Source organism: Faecalibacterium sp. AF28-13AC (genome assembly GCF_003478405.1).
Taxonomy (GTDB): Bacteria; Bacillota; Clostridia; order Oscillospirales; family Ruminococcaceae; genus Faecalibacterium; species Faecalibacterium prausnitzii_E.
Map to the genome: position 1 here is coordinate 145,587 of NZ_QUFG01000008.1, position 16,784 is coordinate 162,370.

The following is a 16,784-nucleotide window of genomic DNA, read 5'->3' on the forward strand; positions in this document are numbered from 1 at the left end:
ATGATTTTTCAGTTGCTATACTGGGCTTATCAAATTTTTTTCGGGAGGACGCCGCAGTGACCGCACAGACAATGCAAATCGGGAACAAACCTTGCCACATTTACGGCGAAACCCATGCAGAATACCTACTGTTCCAAATGACCGGTGAACATGAGCTGCAAAGCATGGAAAGCGAGGTTGCCGCTATTGCACAGAGTGCGCACCGCTTTCTGTTTGCGGCTATTCCGGTGGAAAGCTGGAACGATGCACTTTCTCCGTGGGAAGCCCCTGCTGTTTGGGGGAAGCAAGGTTTCGGTGGCAATGCTGGGGACACCCTGCGCTTTCTGACGGAGCAGGTCATCCCCACGCTGAAGCGGCAGTTTCCTCTCCCGGAAAACGTCAAAATCATTCTGGGTGGCTATTCGCTGGCCGGGCTGTTTGCGCTGTGGGCCTCCACCCAGACAAATCTGTTCTACGGTATCGCCGCCGCCTCGCCCTCGGTGTGGTTTCCGGGCTGGATGGAGCATGAACAGCAGCACCCGATACAGGCACAGCGCGTTTATCTGAGCCTTGGCGACAAGGAAGAGCACACGAAAAACGCCGTCATGGCTGTGGTGAGCGATAACATCCGCACCCTGCACAGCCGGCTTATAGAGCGTGGCGCAGACTGCACCCTTGAATGGAACAGCGGCGGGCACTTTAAGGACGCTGATTTGCGTACCGCGAAAGCCTTTCGGTGGACGATGGAGGAACACACATGACCATTTTGATTGATGCAGATGGTTGTCCGGTCGTCGATTTGACGTTGCAGATTGCAAAGCAGTTCGGCGTTCCTGTCATCATCCTGTGCGACACAGCTCACCAGATCGAGCGAGAAGGTGCGCAGACGCTGGTGTTCGACAAAGGAGCGGACAGCGTGGATTTTGCTCTCGTCAACCGGGTAAAACCGGGAGATGTGGTTGTGACGCAGGACTACGGGCTGGCCAGCATGTGCCTTGCCAAGTGCGCACGCGTGCTGAACCAGAATGGTCTGGAATACACCGCCGACAACATAGACGCTCTTATGCTGCGGCGGTATGAAAACAAAAAGCTCCTCCGTGCCGGAAAGCAGCCCAAGGGGAGCCCAAAGCGGACGAAGGAGCAGGATGTCAGGTTTGCGGACACGCTTGAGAAGATTCTGAGCAAAAGTTATTGATACATACTTTCTAGCCGCAAAAAAGGCACCAGCCTGAGCTGATGCCTTTTGTTGGCGGAGATGGTGGGTATTCTCCCGCGGGCTAAGCAACAGCCCGCAGGGCTGATTGCTTGCGGCCTGCGGGCCGCCGCCCTGTTCTCATCCGCACCATCTAGCCGCAAAAAAGGCACCAGCCTGAGCTGATGCCTTTTGTTGGCGGAGATGGTGGGATTCGAACCCACGTGCCCGGTTAAGGACAAAACGATTTCGAGTCGTTCTCGTTACGACCACTTCGATACATCTCCCTATTCACTTCGCGCTTCGGAGCGGCGGGCAGAAGCTGCCAAAGCCGCTTGATAGCCCTATTATTATAACAAAGTTCCCGCTTTCCGTCAACTGGTTTTCTTCTGCGTCTGCCGGGTATATTTTCAAAGGCTGTGCGGCATCCTGTGAAAAAGCAGCGGCGTCGTTGCGCATGCACTTGACAGATGCCGTGATTTCTGGTAATGTATCCGAGCTTGGCAAAAGTTTAACGATTTCGCCCGGCAGCTTCTCCCGGCGGGAGAGGTTTTGGAATGAATGGAGCCGCCGTGGGCGGCAGAAGAGGGAAAGCAACTTATGAACAACGTCAATTTACGCAAGATCGCCGTCATCGGCTGCGGCTTCGTCGGCTCGGCGTCCGCCTTTGCGCTGATGCAGAGCAAGCTGTTCTCGGAGATCGTCCTGATCGACGCAGACCACGCCAAGGCCGAGGGCGAAGCCATGGACATCAGCCACGGCATCCCCTTTGTGGGCAACATGAAGATCTATGCCGGCACCTACGATGACATCGTGGACGCTGCCATCATCGTCATCACGGCAGGCGCAGGCCAGAAGCCCGGCGAGACCCGGCTGGACCTCGTGCACAAGAACCTGAACATCTTCAAGAGCATCATTCCGGAGATCGCCAAGCGGGAATGCCGCGGCATCCTGCTGGTGGTGGCGAACCCGGTGGACATCCTGACCTATGCCGCCATCAAGCTGTCCGGCTTCCCGGAGCACCGGGTCATCGGCTCCGGCACCGTGCTGGACACCGCCCGCCTGAAGTATCAGCTGGGCGAGCACCTGTCCGTGGACAGCAAGAGCGTCCACGCCTTCATCATCGGCGAGCACGGCGACAGCGAGATCGCGGCCTGGAGCAGCGCCAACGTCTCCGGCATCGCGCTGGACGATTTCTGCGAGATGCGCGGCCACTACAACCACGACAAGTCGCAGGAGAATATCGCGGAGAAGGTCAAGAACAGCGCCTACGAGATCATTGAGAAGAAGCGCGCCACCTACTACGGCGTCGCAATGGCCGTCAAGCGCATCTGCGAGGTCATCATCCGGGACGAGAAGTCCATCCTGCCCATCTCCTCGATGATGCACGGCGACTTCGGCGTGGACAATGTCGTTCTGAGCATGCCCGCCGTGGTGGGTGCCGACGGCCTCGAAGAGCTGGTCCCCATCGCACTGAGCGAGAAGGAATCCGCTGACCTTCGGAAGTCCGCAGACACCCTGCGCGGCATCCTGGACGAATGCGGGATCTGATGCAAGCCTGAAAACGGCTCCGGCAGCTGCCGGGGCCGTTTTCTTCTGCACAAAAGCGGGCCGGTCGTTGGAATTTTCACAAAATATTACTATTTTGACGCGATTTTGTACAAACGTTCCGGTGGTTTCCTGTGATATACTAATCTCACAACGAGGTCTGCGCCGCAGACCCACACAGAGAAAAAAACTGAGAAGGAGTCGTATCAATGAGAGAGATCATTTCCTTGAACGAAAACTGGACCCTGTCCTTCCCCAAGGGCGACCATGTGACGGAGCAGGTCAACCTGCCCCACACCTGGAACGCTGTGGATGGCAACGACGGCAACGGCAGCTACCTGCGCACCACCGGCGTTTACACCCGCACCTTCGAGCAGCCCAAGCAGCCCCGTGAGGGCGGCCGCACCTATGTTGAGGTGCTCGCTGCTGCGCTGAACGCCACCGTGAAGGTCAACGGCACGGTCGCCACCACCCATGAGGGCGGCTTCTCCATCTTCCGTGCCGATGTCACCGATCTGTGCCACGAGGGTGAGAACGAGCTGACCATCGAGGTCTCCAACGAGGACACCCCGTCCATGTACCCCGCTTCCGCCGACTTCACCTTCTACGGCGGCCTGTACCGCGGCGTCAACCTGATCAGCGTGCCTAATGCACACTTTGATCTGGACTACTACGGCGGCCCCGGCATCATGGTCACCCCGGTTCCCACGGAGGACGGCGGTGCAAACTTCACCATCAAGAGCTTCGTCACCAACCCCGCTGACGACCTGACCGTTCTGTACAGCATCGAGGACTGCTTCGGCCGCGAGGTCGCTTCCGCTGTCCGCGGCTCTGCCGAGACCGAAGTCACCATCTACGTGCCCGATGCACAGCTGTGGAGCATGGACGAGCCCAACCTGTACACCGTCACTGCGACCCTGCAGCGCAACAATGAGGCCGTCGATGAGATCTACGCCAACGTTGGTGTCCGTTCCTTCAAGGTCACGCCCAACGAAGGCTTCTCCATCAACGGTGTGCCCACCCCGCTGCGCGGCGTTTCCCGCCATCAGGACCGCGTGTTCGAGGGCAACGCTCTGACCGCCGAGGAGCACTATGACGACGCCATGCTCATCAAGGAGCTGGGCGCCAACACCATCCGTCTGGCACACTATCAGCACAGCCAGGACTTCTACGATGCCTGCGACGAGATCGGTTTCGCCGTCTGGGCTGAGATCCCCTTCATCAGCGTCTTCAAGAAGGGCGAGGGCGCACACACCCACGTCATGGAGGAGATGAAGGAGCTCATCATCCAGAACTACAACCACCCCTCCATCATGTTCTGGGGCATCTCCAACGAGATCCTGATCGGCGGCATCTCTCAGGAGCTGGTGGACACCCACCACGATCTGGAAAAGCTCTGCAAGGAGCTTGACCCGACCCGCCTGACCACCATTGCACATGTTTCTCATACCCCCGTGGACGGCCCCATGCACCACATCACCGACCTGGAGAGCTACAACCACTACTTCGGCTGGTACGGCGGCAAGATGGAGCAGAACGGCCCCTGGCTGGACAAGTTCCACGCCGACCACCCCGACATCTGCATCGGCATTTCCGAGTACGGCTGCGAGGGCATCATCAACTGGCACAGCAACACGCCGGAGTGCAAGGACTACACCGAGGAGTATCAGGCACTGTACCACGAGCACATGGCACAGGTCTTCGAGGACCGTCCCTGGGTGTGGGCTTCCCACGTCTGGAACATGTTCGACTTCGGCTGCGCTGCACGTAACGAGGGCGGCGTAAGCGGCCGCAACAACAAGGGCCTCGTCACCATGGACCGCAAGACCAAGAAGGACAGCTACTTTGTCTATCAGGCTTACTGGACCCAGACCCCGATGGTCCACATCGCTGGCCGCCGCCACGCACAGCGCGCAGGCGAGACCACCGAGATCAAGGTCTACTCCAACCAGGACACCGTCGTTCTGTACGTCAACGGCAAGGAAGTCGGCCAGCAGACCGCGCACCGCGTCTTCAAGTTCGACGTTGCTCTGAACGAAGGCTTCAACACCATCCTGGCTGTGGCCGGTGATGTGAAGGATTCCATCACCCTGGAGAAGGTCGCCGAGGAGCCCTCTTACTACACCCTGCCGGAGTTCAACGCGCGCCAGGAGGGCGTTGCCAACTGGTTCAAGCAGGTCGGCAGCCTGGATTTGGACCTCAAGGCTCCCATGGAGTTCCCGGAAGGCTACTACAGCATCAAGGACAACATGGAAGAAGTCTCCAAGTGCCCCGAAGCCTTCGCCCTCGTTGCCAAGGTCGTGAAGCTGACCACCAACTTTGATGTGAAGCCCGGCTCCGGTATGTGGGATATGATGAAGACCATGTCCCCGGAGAACCTGGGCAACGTCATGGCTCTGCCCGATGGCTTCCTGGAGAGCCTGAACGCACAGCTCATCAAGATCAAGAAGGTCTGAGCGTTTCCGGATAGGACCCAAAGTTAAAGCCCCATAAAACCGCCCCGGCAGATGCTGTGCAGCACCTGCCGGGGCATTTTGTCGTCCTGTTCGGAGGCTCCTGAGAGGGGAGAGCCGAAACGCCAAAAGCCCGCAGCATTCGCTGCGGGCTTTTGGTGTTTCTTCGAAAAGAAAGGAGGTAAATGAGATGAATGAATAGAGGGAAAATGTCGTAGAAAGTTCAGCCGCTCAGCGCTTTTTCTTGTGCTGAGTGCGGGGCTTTGCCGAGGCGGCAGAGGTTTTGGTGCTGCCGCTGGAACGCCGCTGATGAAGATACTTGGCCACCGAGGGCGCAACGATCGCAAGGATGGCCAGAATCACGATGACCTGCAGATCAGGCAGCTCGTGATTGGTGTTGAACAGGGTCTGCAAAACGTTGCTCATAGAACTGTACCTTTCCGGTCCCGGCGGAACCGCTCAGAAGAGGTGGGGGTCACAGCCAGATGCTGCCGTTCTCGTCCGGCTTCATGGGGGCCGCGATGACAGCATCCACGATGGTCATGGCTGCCGAGAAGCCGGTCCAGAAGGTGGCCAGATACAGCACCCCCAAAACCGGGCGCCTGGCGTAGAACTGGTGCGCCCCAAAGGCCCCCAGAATGCAAAGGCGGAGATACTTTTTCCGGTTCACCTCATGGCGCTGGCGGTTTTCCTTCCAATAGAAGTAATGTTCGATGGAATTCCAGATAAAACCGTGGTCGGGGTCTTTTATCCATTGGGTATTTGCCATTGTCGTACCTCTGTCTTTGTCTCATAAAATCGGGAAAGCCGCCCACTGCGCACTTGGCCGGTGAGCGGTCTTTCCCATGGGATGTAGTTTCCGCAGAATCAGAAAGCGTGGCAGCTTGATTATGCGTTTTCAGCCATTGCCTTCATCTTGATGGCAGCAACTTCGTCCTGGATCTCAGCCATCTTCTCCTTGGTCAGGGGATAGAACTTCATGGCGATCAGGTTGCACAGCAGGCCGATCATGATGATGCCGCTGTAGCAGAAGGCGCAGCCGATGCGGAGCTTCATGGTAGCCACGTCGCCCTCAACGGGGTTGTGGTCAGCGAAGCCGCAGATGGTGAACATGACACCGGCGATCATGGGTGCGAAGGAGGAGACCAGCTTATCAACGAAGCTGAACAGGGTGCCCATCAGGCCGGGGACGTACTTGCCGGAGCGATAGACCTCGTAGTCGGCGCAGTCCGCAGTCATGGGGATGACGATGTTGCCGGAGATGCCCTGGAAGCCTGCGTAGATGATGCTCAGGCCAACATGGAGGATCAGGAAGTAGCCCCAGTTCAGGGTGCCCTTAGCGGGGTCAGAGGTCATGGTGGTGGGGTCGCCCAGCAGCCACAGGGCGATGGTCAGAGCGTTGACGACCAGACCGCCGACGGAGCCGATGATCATGGCCTTGCGCTGGCCGAACTTGGTAGCCACCAGAGAGATGGCCAGGAAGGTGACGATGACGCTGGGGATGGTGGTCAGAGCGGTCACGTTGCCCTGCAGAACGGTAGAACCAGCGATGCAGGCGAACATTGCAACGGAGACAGCGCTGGTACGGGCAGAGGAGCCCAGCTTATCGGTAGATGCAGACAGAATCAGCATCTGGATGGCGCGGTTGTTCTTCAGGGTATCCCAGTAATCCTTCAGGCCGACCTTGACCGGCTTGCCGGTGCCAAAGAACTCCGGACGGTCCTTCGGGGCGATGGCGATGACAGCCAGCAGGGTGAAGATACCGGAACCGATGGCGGTCATGACCCACAGGCTGTGGAAGAACTGGGTGGAAGCATAGCCGCCGACATCCTTGTAGCTGTTTGCCATATTCGCAAACACGACCGCCAGACCAGCGAACAGAACGGTGTTGAACACGCCGTCGAAGGAAGCGAACATGGGGCGCTGCTTGGGGTCGTTGGTCATGCAGGACTGTGCAGACTTGGTAACGACGCACTGGCAGGTGTAGCCCAGATAGTAGATCATCAGGACCACAACGTAGAAGGGGAAGCGGACTGCCTGCGGCAGCTGGTGGGTGACGTGGAACAGGATGAAGCTGGTCACGGCCAGAATGATGTTGCCGATGATGATGAACGGGCGGTTCTTGCCGAACTTGCCGTTGGTCTTATCGACCATGAAGCCCACGAACGGGTCGGTGACACCGTCCCAGATGCGCATGATCATGCTCAGGGAAGAGGCCATCATCATGCCGACGCCGACCCAGCCCATCAGGTAGTAGGTAGCGTAACCCATCATCATCATGTACAGGTTGGTAGCCGTGTTGTTCAGTGCAAAGCATGCGATGCGCCACAGCGGAACGCGGTGGATGCCGTTGTGCTCGTAGTCTTTGTCGTAGTACTTATCCGGCAGACTTCTCGTTTTTGCCATTTCGTTTTCTCTCCTTAATTTGTAAACAAGGCGTTCTCCGTTTTTGCCCCGTTTGAAAACCGCACCTGCCACTGTGCGGCACATCGGGACTTTATGTCCTTATTATGAACGATATTTTGAAATTCTGTTAGTAATATTTTGAGGTAAAACAGGACGATTTTACTATTTTGAAGCAATTTTCACAACTTTCCAAAAACCTATTGGTCAAATTGCACACAGCATTGATATACTAGTACAGCACATTGCCAGTTTTCTTCGCCTGCATGGACCTGCATGGAAAAGAATATTAGGAAAGTGCGGATTTTTCCAAAAATTTTTCTAATCCCTTTCTGGGGTCTGCCATTATAATATAGGTATCACGAACCCCACCGCAGACGGCGTAAAATAAAAAGGAGAAATCACATGGCAACGAAAGCATCCCAGCGCGTCCAGCGCTATGTCAACGCAAACGGCCCCACCATCGGCACGGTGGAGCGCCGGGTCATCGAACAGGACGGCCTCTATTTCAAGGATATCGACGGCACCGGCACCGTCAGCGCCGTCAACGACTGGCGCCTTGCCCCTGAAGAGCGCGCCAAAGCCTATGTCCAGACCCTGACCACCCGTGAGAAGATCGGCCAGCTGTTCACCTCGGACTGGCGGATGGGCCCCAAGTACCCCTCGCCCCGTCTGGCTGCCAACGGCCACAAGCCTGTGGGCGATGACTCCGGCCTGCTGGATGAGGCACCGGTGGACGTTTCCGACAGCATCTTCGGCCATCAGGCGCTGCCCAGCACCTCCGACATGGTCAAAAAGTGCTTCAACCGCCACGTCATCCTGCGCGAGAACCCCACCCCCGAAGATCTGGCCGACTATCTGAACCAGCTGCAATACCTGACCGAGACCTGTGAGCATTTCGTGCCCATGCAGGTCATGTCCAACAGCCGCAACGAGAACGGCGAGGTCGTCTTCGGCATGAACGATGCCGCCGGTGTCTTCGCCACCTGGCCCGGCACTCTGGGCATCGCAGCGGCTGTCAAGGGCACTGCCCGCATCGACATCATCGACAAGTTCGCCGACACCATCCGCCGCGAGTGGAACGCCTGCGGCCTGAAGAAGGGCTACATGTACATGGCCGACTGCGTCACCGACCCTCGTTGGCAGCGCACCTTCGGCACCTTCGGCGAGGACCCGGAGCTGATCGAGGAGATCTTCGACCACCTCATCCCCGGCATCCAGGGCGGCAGCAACGGCGTCACCCCGGACGGCGTGTCCGTGACCGTGAAGCACTTCCCCGGCGGCGGTGCCCGTGAGAACGGCTTCGACCCCCACTATGCAGCAGGTCAGTGGAACATCTACGCCACCCCCGGTTCCTTGCAGAAGTACCACATCCCGGCCTTCCGTGCGGCCATCCGCCACAACGCCGAGTCCATCATGCCCTACTACTCCAAGCCGTCCGCTGAGAAGAGCGCCCCGCAGGAGGACTTCGAGGGCAACCCCATCGCGCTGAATCCCTATGGCTTCGCTTACAACAAGGTCTTCATCGACGGGATGCTCCGCAGCCAGATGGGCTTCAAGGGCTACATCAACTCCGACACCGGCATCGTCCACAACATGTGCTGGGGCGTCGATATGCTGGATGAACCGGAGCGCATCGGCTACGCCGTCACGCAGAGCGGCGTGGACCTGATCTCCGGTCTGCTGGACAATGCGTTCGGTGAGGAGAGCTACGCCCGTGCTACCAACGGCTACTACGACACCCACGAAGTGCCCGCAGGCTTCCGGAAGGAAGACCTTGTCCTGACCGACGAGAGCCTGAACCGCGCCGTCCGCCGCACCCTGACCGAGCTGTTCCGTCAGGGCATGTTCGAAGACCCCTATGCAGACCCCCGGAAGGCTGCCGAGGTCGTGGCCACCAAGGCCGACTGGGAAGAGGCCAGTCGCGTCCACCGCGAGAGCGTCGTCCTGCTGAAGAACGACGGCACCCTGCCCCTGAAGGACGGCTGCAAGGTCTACGCCGAGGCCTTCGGCAAGAGCGCCGAGGCCGGCGAAGCTGCCACCAAGGCCCTGCGCGAGATGCTGGGCAATGTCACGCTGGTGGCCGACCCCGCCGAGGCCGATGTCGCCCTGCTGATGGTCAGCCCGCAGTCCGGTGCATACTTCAATGCAACGCCGGGCTATCTGGAGCTGGACATCTGCGAAGGCAAGACCGTCTGCAACGTGGATGAAAGCGGCAAGCCCACCGCCGAGACCCATCAGGAGACCACGCTGGTCGGTGCCAGCCGCATCCCCGGCATCGCCGAGGCTGTCCACGCACACGGCGGCAAGGTCGTTTCCAACATCAACTGCCCGCTGGCCTGGGAAGTCGGCAGCATCGAAAAAGTCTCCGACGCGCTGACCGTCGGCTTCGATACCTACCCCTCCGCAACGCTGGACGTCCTGTTCGGCCGCTTTGCCCCAGTCGGCAAGCTGCCGCTGACCCTGCCCAAGGGCGACGAAGTGCTGGCCGTCAATGCAGACGGCGTCTGCATCAGCCCCAACGATGTGCCCGGCTACGCCAAGGATGCCTACATGCCCGACTGCATGAAGGACGAAAACGGCAAGGCTTACGCTTACCGTGACGCCGCCGGAAATTACTATGAGTTGAATTTTGGCCTGTCGTATTAAAATATGCGGTGGTCAGCACCTCTTTTCGGGTGCTGGCCGCCCTTTTCATGCAAGGAGAAACCAATGGCACAAACACAGAAAAAACAAGGAGATATGGGCACCGGCAGCGTCAAAAAGCTGCTGCTCCAGCTGATGATCCCGGCCGTGGTGGCCCAGATCGTCAATCTGCTGTATAACATCGTGGACCGTATCTACATCGGCCACATTCCCGGCATCGGCGCAGCCGCGCTGACCGGCGTGGGCCTGTTCACCCCCATCCTGATGCTGCTGAACGCCTTTGCGATGCTCATCGGTGCCGGTGGTGCGCCCCGCACTGCCATCGCCATGGGCCAGGGCGACAAAGACCAGGCGGAAAAGATCGTCAGCAACAGCTTCACCATGCTGCTGATCTTCTCGGTGCTGCTGACCGTCGTGTTCTACGCTGCTGCACCGGCCCTGCTGCGGATGTTCGGTGCCAGCGACGCCACCCTGCCCTATGCGCTGGCGTACAGCCGCATCTACATCCTCGGCTCAGTCTGCGTCCTCATCGTGCTGGGCATGAACCCCTTCATCACCGCACAGGGCTTTGCCAAGATCAGTATGCTGACCACCGTCATCGGTGCGGTCATCAACATCGTACTCGACCCCATCCTCATCTTCCTCTTTGGTCTGGGGGTGCGGGGTGCCGCCATCGCCACCGTGCTCAGCCAGGCTGTGGGTGCCATCTGGATCATCCGTTTCCTCACCGGCCCCAAGACCACCCTCCGGCTGAAGAAAGAATACCTCAAGCCCGAAGGGAAGATCGTGCTGCCCGTCCTGGCGCTGGGCATCTCCACCTTCGTCATGATGTCCACCGAGAGCCTGCTCTCGATCAGCTTCAGCTCCAGCCTGGCCCGCTACGGCGGCGACGTGGCCGTGGGCGCAATGACGGTCATTACCAGCGTTTCCCAGCTGGCCAGTATGCCGGTCTCCGGCGTCTGCCAGGGCGGCCAGCCGGTGATGAGCTTCAACTTCGGTGCAGGCAAGAAAGAGCGCGTCAAGGAGGCCTTCCGCTTCCAGCTTCTGGTCTGCTTCGGCTACACAGCCATCTTCTGGGTGCTGATGATGCTGGTGCCCGGTGTGGTGGCCGGCATCTTCACCTCGGATGCCACCCTGATCCAGTACACCACCTGGGCCATGCGCATCTACATGGCTGGCATCTTCTCGCTGGGCATCCAGATCGCCTGCCAGCAGAGCTTTATGGCGCTGGGTCAGGCCAAGGTCAGCCTGCTGCTGGCCTGCCTGCGCAAGCTGATTTTGCTCATCCCCCTCATCTTCATCCTGCCGCATGTGGTCGCAGACCCGGTGTTCGGCGTCTTCCTGGCCGAGCCGGTCAGCGACATCATCGCCGCCGCCGTCACCGCCGCTACCTTCTTCTCCCGGTTCGATAAGATCCTGGACAGGGGCGCGGGCAAAGTTTAAGCAGCGAAGAGGAGATCTGTTATGGAAACGAACGTTCTGAACACCGACGCCGCCGGGTTCATCACCGGCATTTGCCTGCCCGTAGACGGCGGCTTCTCCGCCTATTCGGGCGTGTAAGACCCTGTAAACGCCTGTCCGGATCGGTTCCGGCTGCCAGGCCAGGCCGAAAAAGCATCAAGTCCCATGTCTGCACCGTCACGGTGTCGGCATGGGACTTTTTCATATCCGAAGTGTATCCACCGCTGGCAAGATGCCGCGCACTGGACTTTGTACCAGAAGGGTGCATTTCGGGCAAATTCTCATAGATATGAGTGGTCATTCGACCGCGCGTGTGGTATACTCGGCTTAGTTCAACAACTCGGAATTTGAAAGGAGAAAACTCATGTATCCGTTAATATCTGTTTTTATTATAGTAGTTGGTGCGCTACTATTGGTTTTTGCAAATAAAATTATAAAAAATAACAAGGTTAATCGAATTGGCATTAAAGTGGTTGGCGGTATTCTAATTATAGTTGGTTTACTTCTGCTGTATTTTTTATTATCAGGAAAATTGACATTGCCATTATCTAAGTAAGTGAAATTCCAGTTTGCCGCACTTGTTTCCGGCAGGACAGGAATTTTTAAGAATTGAAACGTTGTAACCTCAGGACGCTCCCTGCTCTTACAAACAGCAGAAAACCAGAACGGCGCAGCTGAGCCAGCTGACCGTTCTGGTTTTCTTTTTATCCATTCAAACGGCTGTTTTATAAAGCCTGTACGTTCCCCGCTTATTGGTTCGCCAGAAGGATGGCCAGAACGGCTTTCTGGACGTGGAGGCGGTTCTCGGCTTCGGTGAAGATCTCGTCGGCGTGCTGTTCAAAGACCGCCGTGGAGATCTCCTCGCCGCGGTGGGCGGGCAGGCAGTGGAGGAGCATCGCGTCGGGCTTTGCTCCGCTCAGCAGGCCGCTCGTGACCTGAAAGCCCGCGAAATCGCGCAGGCGGCGTTCGCTCTCCGGTGTGCCGGGGGCGGTGTTCCAGGCCGCCGTCACGACCACATCGGCGTCTTTCACGCCCTCGGCGGGGTCGGTGAGGAGATGGAACTTCGGGCCATATTGGTGGGCAAACATCAGCACATCGGCAGCGGGGCGGTAGCCCTGCGGGCAGACGCAGCTGACGGTCATCCCGGCCAGCAGACCGCCCACGATGAGGCTGTTCGCCATGCTGCATCCATCGCCGATGAAGCAGAGCTTCTGGTCTTCCAGTGCGCCGCGGCGCTCCCGGATGGTCATCAGGTCGGCCAGCACCTGGCAGGGGTGGGCATAGTCGGTCAGGCCGTTGATGACCGGGACCCCGGCCAGCTCGGCGAACTCTTCAAGGTCGCACTGGCGGTAGGTGCGCCAGACCACACAGTCGTAGTAGCGGCCCAGCACACGGGCGGTATCCTTGAGCGGCTCGCCCCGGCCGGATTGCAGCTCGGTGGCGGCGTTCATGTAGTTGCCAAGGCCCCCCAGCTGGTACACGCCCACCTCAAAGCTGGTGCGGGTGCGGGTAGAGTTTTTGGAGAACATCAGCGCTACGCTCCTGCCGTGCAGCAGCGGGGCCGTGCCTCCGGCCTTCTGCTCCGCCTTGAGCCGGTCGGCCACATCGAGGATGTGGTGCAGCTCTTCGGGGGAGAGGTCGCTCAGTTTCAGCAGATGTTTCATGCCTGTTCCTCCGGAGACTTCTGGGCCATCTCGCTCAGCACTTCGTTCAGGATGGCCAGTGCCTTCTCGACATCATGTGCCGTCAGGGTCAGGGGCGGCAGCAGGCGCAGGCGGGTCTTGGCCGTCAGCACCAGCAGGCCCTTTTCGCGGCAGGCGGCGAGGACATCCGCCGCCCGGACATCGCCGAAAAATTCGACGCCCACCATCAGGCCGATGCCGGACAGGCTCTTGACCATGGGGAGCTTTGCCAGACCGGTGCGCAGCTGGACGGCGCGCTCATTGACGTTCGCCAGGAAGCCGTTGTCCATCCGGTCCACGACCACATTGGCACCGGCGCAGACCACCGGGTTGCCGCCGAAGGTGGAGCCGTGGGTGCCTGCACCCATCCCGGCCGCGACCTTTTCGTTCATCAGCACGGCACCGATGGGCAGGCCGCCGCCCAGACCCTTGGCCAGGGTGACGACATCCGGCTTGAGGTTGTAGTGCTCACAGCACAGGAAGGTGCCGGTGCGGCCCACGCCGGTCTGCACTTCGTCCACGATGAGGACCAGGTCTCTGTCATCGCAGAGCTTGCGGACGGCCTGCACGTATTCCGGCTCCAGCGCCACGACGCCGCCCTCGCCCTGCACCAGCTCCAGCATCACGGCACAGGTGTGGCGGTCCACCAGCTCGGTCAGGGCTTCGAGGTCGCCCGCCGGGACGTACTGGAAGCCCTCGTTGAAGGGGCCGAAGTAGTTGTGGAACACCTCCTGCCCGGTGGCGGTCAGGGTAGCGATGGTGCGGCCATGGAAGCTGTTGACCAGCGTGATGACCACATCACGGCCCTTGCCGTAGTGGTCGAAACTGTATTTGCGGGCCGCCTTGATGGCACCCTCATTGGCCTCGGCACCGGAGTTGCCAAAGAAGACCTTGCTCATGCCGGTGCGCTTGCACAGCTTTTTGGCCAGCTTGCCGCAGGGGGCCGTGTAGTAGAGGTTGGATGTGTGCTGCAGCTTGTGGGCCTGCTCGGAAACGGCCTCGGCCCAGTCCACATCACAATAGCCCAGACTGTTGACACCGATGCCGCTGGTGAAATCCAGATACTTCTGGCCTTCGGGGCCCTCGGCATACAGGCCGTGGCCCTTTTCCAGCGCAATGGGATTGCGGTTGTAGGTATGCAGGACATAGTCGTTGTCCCGCTTGATGACTTTTTCGGAATCCATAAGTTTGCCCTCCTAGCCCGTTTTCTTTCATTATAAAGCAGATGAGGATGCGAAGCAACCCTTATTCCTGATGGCTCCGGCGGTAGAAGCGGGTGCCGGAACCGCGGTCGGAGAACAGCTCCAGCAGGATGGAGTGGGGGACACGGCCATCAATGATGACGGCCTCGTGGACGCCCTGATAGATGGCATCGGCCATGCCGCCGATCTTGGGGATCATGCCGCCTGCGATGACTCCAGCGGCCTTGTAGCCCTCGATCTCGGAGACCTCCACTTCGGGGATGAGGGTGGATTCGTCGTCCTTATCCCGCAGCAGGCCCGCGATATCGGTCATGGAGACGAGTTTTTCGGCCTTGAGCGCAATGGCGATCTGGGCGGCAGCGGTGTCGGCGTTGACATTGTACGCCTGGCCGAGGTCGTCCATGCCGACCGTCGCGATGACCGGGATGTAGCCGCCGTTCAGCAGATTTTCGATCAGGGTCGGGTCCACATGGATGATCTCGCCCACATGGCCCAGCTGGGGGTCCAGCTCGGTGCAGCGGAGCATCTGGCCGTCCATGCCGCACAGGCCGACGCCGCGGCCGCGCAGCTTTGCCACGAGGTCCTTGTTCACCTTGCCGGCCAGCACCTGCTGGACGATCTCCATGGTGGCGTCGTCGGTCACGCGCAGACCGTTGGCAAAATGGCTCTCCACGCCGACCTTTTTCAGCATTTCGTTGATGGCCGGGCCGCCGCCGTGGACCAGTACCACCCGCACGCCCAGCAGCGTCAGGGTGACAAGGTCGTTCATGACGGCGTTCTTCAGCGTCTCGTTGATCATGGCGTTGCCGCCGTATTTGATGACCATGGTCTTGCCGTGGTACTTCTGGATGTAAGGGGTCGCCTCCGAAAACAGGAGGGCCATTTCTTCGTTCTTCATACGTTTCCTCTTCCCGCTCGATGCTCTGTTTCGAACCGCTTCTCAGGTGCGGTAATCGCCGTTGATCTTGACGTAATCATAGGTCAGGTCACAGCCCCAGGCCTTTGCACAGGCGTCGCCGGTGCCCATGTCCACCTTGACGAGGACATCGTGCTCGGCCAGCACTTTGGCGGCCTCGTCCTCGCTGTAGGGGTGGTAGGCTGCGTTCTCGCAAACGTAGACCTCCCCGGCGGCACTGGACAGCCAAACGCAGACCTTGTCGATGGAAAAGTCGCCGGGGGTATAGCCGATGGCGCAGAGGATGCGGCCCCAGTTGGCATCGCGGCCAAAGACCGCCGCCTTGAACAGGTTGGAGCAGACCACGCTGCGGGAGACGGCGCGGGCCGTCTTCAGATCGGGCGCATGGGTGACTTCGCAGGTGATGAGGTGGGTCGCGCCCTCGCCGTCACCGGCGTGTTCGGCACACATGTGCTCGGCAATGGCCGTCAGCGCTGCCACAAAGGCCTCGTAATCGGCGTTCTCCTCGGTGATCTCCGGGTTGCCCGCAAGGCCCGATGCCAGGATGATGAGGGTGTCGTTCGTCGAAGTATCGAGGTCCACGCTCATCTGGTTGTAGGTGCCGGGCACGACGGTCTTCAGCGCCTTTTCGAGCAGGGCGGGGGAGACGGCAGCGTCGGTGGTGTAGAAGGCCAGCATCGTCGCCATATTGGGGGCGATCATACCGCTGCCCTTGCCGATGGCACCCACGGTGCAGGTCTTGCCGCCCAGCTCGAACTGGATGGCGTACTCTTTTTTGTGGGTGTCGGTGGTCATGATGGCAGTCGCCGCATCGGTGCTGCCCTGCCCGGTGGCGGCCAGCTTGGCCGCTGCGGCAGGGATGCCGCGGGCAAACGGATCAATGACCATAGGCTGGCCGATGACGCCGGTGGAGGCGGGCAGAACATCCTCAGCGGGGATGTCCAGCGCCTTGCCCACCAGCGCACAGCACTCTTCGGCCAGTGCCACACCGTTGGCGGCGCAGGTGTTGGCGTTGCCGCTGTTGACAAGGATGGCCTGTGCATAGCCGTCCTTCAGGTGGGCACGGTCCACCTTGATGGGCGCACCGCAGACCTTGTTGGTGGTGTAGACACCAGCGGCCGCGCAGCGGACTTCCGCTTTGATGAGCGCCAGATCGTATTTTTCGTTGTGGTTGGCCCGGATGCCGCAATGGACACCGGCCGCTGCAAATCCTCTGGGCGCACAGATGCCGCCCGATACTTCCTTGTAAGACATATCGTTCTTCCCCCTATCGACCTTTCCGGCCTCGCGTGAGCGATGGCG

General features: G+C 59.5%; 14 protein-coding genes and 1 tRNA gene. 7 read left to right on the forward strand and 8 right to left on the reverse strand.

Features of this window, described 5'->3' with window-relative positions:
* Nucleotides 1–71: 71 nt before the first annotated feature.
* Nucleotides 72–740 carry an alpha/beta hydrolase-fold protein gene (locus DWY95_RS12540; protein WP_118553779.1) on the forward strand — a complete coding sequence of 223 codons (669 nt, stop codon included), beginning with the start codon at nt 72–74 and terminating at the stop codon, nt 738–740.
* Nucleotides 737–1,174 (forward strand): DUF188 domain-containing protein, encoded by a 438-nt coding sequence (locus tag DWY95_RS12545; RefSeq protein WP_118553743.1) that lies wholly within the window; start codon nt 737–739, stop codon nt 1,172–1,174. Before DWY95_RS12540 ends, DWY95_RS12545 begins: the two co-directional genes overlap by 4 nt.
* 193 nt (nt 1,175–1,367) lie before the next feature.
* Here the strand turns inward: DWY95_RS12545 and DWY95_RS12550 are convergent.
* Nucleotides 1,368–1,458, reverse strand: a tRNA-Ser gene (locus tag DWY95_RS12550).
* Nucleotides 1,459–1,771: 313 nt separating this feature from the next.
* Between DWY95_RS12550 and DWY95_RS12555 the strand changes: the two genes are divergently transcribed.
* Nucleotides 1,772–2,722 carry an L-lactate dehydrogenase gene (locus DWY95_RS12555; protein ID WP_118553744.1) on the forward strand — a complete coding sequence of 317 codons (951 nt, stop codon included), beginning with the start codon at nt 1,772–1,774 and terminating at the stop codon, nt 2,720–2,722.
* Between the two features lie 206 nt (nt 2,723–2,928).
* The gene (locus DWY95_RS12560; protein WP_118553745.1) at nt 2,929–5,175 is read left to right on the forward strand and encodes a glycoside hydrolase family 2 TIM barrel-domain containing protein; all 2,247 of its coding nucleotides are present in this window, start codon (nt 2,929–2,931) and stop codon (nt 5,173–5,175) included.
* 228 nt (nt 5,176–5,403) lie between these two features.
* On the opposite strand, the gene DWY95_RS12565 is transcribed toward DWY95_RS12560, so the two are convergent.
* From DWY95_RS12565 to DWY95_RS12575, 3 genes are all read right to left on the reverse strand, one after another.
* A complete protein-coding gene (locus DWY95_RS12565) occupies nt 5,404–5,598 on the reverse strand; it encodes a hypothetical protein (RefSeq protein ID WP_118553746.1) in 195 nt (64 codons plus the stop codon).
* 49 nt (nt 5,599–5,647) lie between these two features.
* Nucleotides 5,648–5,941: a TM2 domain-containing protein gene (locus DWY95_RS12570; RefSeq protein ID WP_118553747.1), complete on the reverse strand. Its 294-nt coding sequence runs from the start codon at nt 5,939–5,941 to the stop codon at nt 5,648–5,650.
* Between the two features lie 119 nt (nt 5,942–6,060).
* Nucleotides 6,061–7,578: an MFS transporter gene (locus DWY95_RS12575; RefSeq protein ID WP_118553748.1), complete on the reverse strand. Its 1,518-nt coding sequence runs from the start codon at nt 7,576–7,578 to the stop codon at nt 6,061–6,063.
* Nucleotides 7,579–7,980: 402 nt separating this feature from the next.
* Between DWY95_RS12575 and DWY95_RS12580 the strand changes: the two genes are divergently transcribed.
* The 3 genes from DWY95_RS12580 to DWY95_RS12595 all read left to right on the forward strand — a co-directional run bounded on the left by DWY95_RS12580 (nt 7,981) and on the right by DWY95_RS12595 (nt 12,238).
* Entirely contained in the window at nt 7,981–10,224 is a 2,244-nt protein-coding gene (locus tag DWY95_RS12580; protein WP_118553749.1) for a glycoside hydrolase family 3 N-terminal domain-containing protein, read from the forward strand.
* A 63-nt stretch (nt 10,225–10,287) separates the two neighbouring features.
* Complete coding sequence (locus tag DWY95_RS12585) at nt 10,288–11,664, forward strand: MATE family efflux transporter (RefSeq protein ID WP_118553750.1); 1,377 nt, start codon at nt 10,288–10,290, stop codon at nt 11,662–11,664.
* Between the two features lie 382 nt (nt 11,665–12,046).
* Nucleotides 12,047–12,238 (forward strand): hypothetical protein, encoded by a 192-nt coding sequence (locus DWY95_RS12595; RefSeq protein WP_016147249.1) that lies wholly within the window; start codon nt 12,047–12,049, stop codon nt 12,236–12,238.
* A gap of 193 nt (nt 12,239–12,431) precedes the next feature.
* Here the strand turns inward: DWY95_RS12595 and argF are convergent, their stop codons facing one another.
* The 4 genes from argF to argJ form a co-directional block, all read right to left on the reverse strand.
* The gene (argF, locus tag DWY95_RS12600; RefSeq protein ID WP_118553751.1) at nt 12,432–13,346 is read right to left on the reverse strand and encodes an ornithine carbamoyltransferase; all 915 of its coding nucleotides are present in this window, start codon (nt 13,344–13,346) and stop codon (nt 12,432–12,434) included.
* Nucleotides 13,343–14,548 (reverse strand): acetylornithine/succinylornithine family transaminase, encoded by a 1,206-nt coding sequence (locus tag DWY95_RS12605; RefSeq protein ID WP_118553752.1) that lies wholly within the window; start codon nt 14,546–14,548, stop codon nt 13,343–13,345. Before DWY95_RS12605 ends, argF begins: the two co-directional genes overlap by 4 nt.
* Before the next feature lie 61 nt (nt 14,549–14,609).
* Nucleotides 14,610–15,464, reverse strand: a complete 855-nt coding sequence (argB, locus tag DWY95_RS12610) for an acetylglutamate kinase (RefSeq protein WP_118553753.1) — start codon at nt 15,462–15,464, stop codon at nt 14,610–14,612.
* A gap of 42 nt (nt 15,465–15,506) precedes the next feature.
* Nucleotides 15,507–16,736: a bifunctional glutamate N-acetyltransferase/amino-acid acetyltransferase ArgJ gene (gene argJ / locus DWY95_RS12615; RefSeq protein WP_118553754.1), complete on the reverse strand. Its 1,230-nt coding sequence runs from the start codon at nt 16,734–16,736 to the stop codon at nt 15,507–15,509.
* Between the last annotated feature and the right edge of the window lie 48 nt (nt 16,737–16,784).

Excerpts from the sequence above, each read along its gene's own strand:
- DWY95_RS12555 (WP_118553744.1), top strand. The coding sequence starts at position 1,772 with ATGAACAACGTCAATTTACGCAAGATCGCCGTCATCGGCTGCGGCTTC.
- DWY95_RS12595 (WP_016147249.1), top strand. The coding sequence starts at position 12,047 with ATGTATCCGTTAATATCTGTTTTTATTATAGTAGTTGGTGCGCTACTA.
- argJ (WP_118553754.1), bottom strand. The coding sequence starts at position 16,736 with ATGTCTTACAAGGAAGTATCGGGCGGCATCTGTGCGCCCAGAGGATTT.
- DWY95_RS12605 (WP_118553752.1), bottom strand. The coding sequence starts at position 14,548 with ATGGATTCCGAAAAAGTCATCAAGCGGGACAACGACTATGTCCTGCAT.
- argB (WP_118553753.1), bottom strand. The coding sequence starts at position 15,464 with ATGAAGAACGAAGAAATGGCCCTCCTGTTTTCGGAGGCGACCCCTTAC.
- DWY95_RS12585 (WP_118553750.1), top strand. The coding sequence starts at position 10,288 with ATGGCACAAACACAGAAAAAACAAGGAGATATGGGCACCGGCAGCGTC.
- DWY95_RS12560 (WP_118553745.1), top strand. The coding sequence starts at position 2,929 with ATGAGAGAGATCATTTCCTTGAACGAAAACTGGACCCTGTCCTTCCCC.
- argF (WP_118553751.1), bottom strand. The coding sequence starts at position 13,346 with ATGAAACATCTGCTGAAACTGAGCGACCTCTCCCCCGAAGAGCTGCAC.
- DWY95_RS12580 (WP_118553749.1), top strand. The coding sequence starts at position 7,981 with ATGGCAACGAAAGCATCCCAGCGCGTCCAGCGCTATGTCAACGCAAAC.
- DWY95_RS12545 (WP_118553743.1), top strand. The coding sequence starts at position 737 with ATGACCATTTTGATTGATGCAGATGGTTGTCCGGTCGTCGATTTGACG.
- DWY95_RS12540 (WP_118553779.1), top strand. The coding sequence starts at position 72 with ATGCAAATCGGGAACAAACCTTGCCACATTTACGGCGAAACCCATGCA.
- DWY95_RS12565 (WP_118553746.1), bottom strand. The coding sequence starts at position 5,598 with ATGAGCAACGTTTTGCAGACCCTGTTCAACACCAATCACGAGCTGCCT.
- DWY95_RS12570 (WP_118553747.1), bottom strand. The coding sequence starts at position 5,941 with ATGGCAAATACCCAATGGATAAAAGACCCCGACCACGGTTTTATCTGG.
- DWY95_RS12575 (WP_118553748.1), bottom strand. The coding sequence starts at position 7,578 with ATGGCAAAAACGAGAAGTCTGCCGGATAAGTACTACGACAAAGACTAC.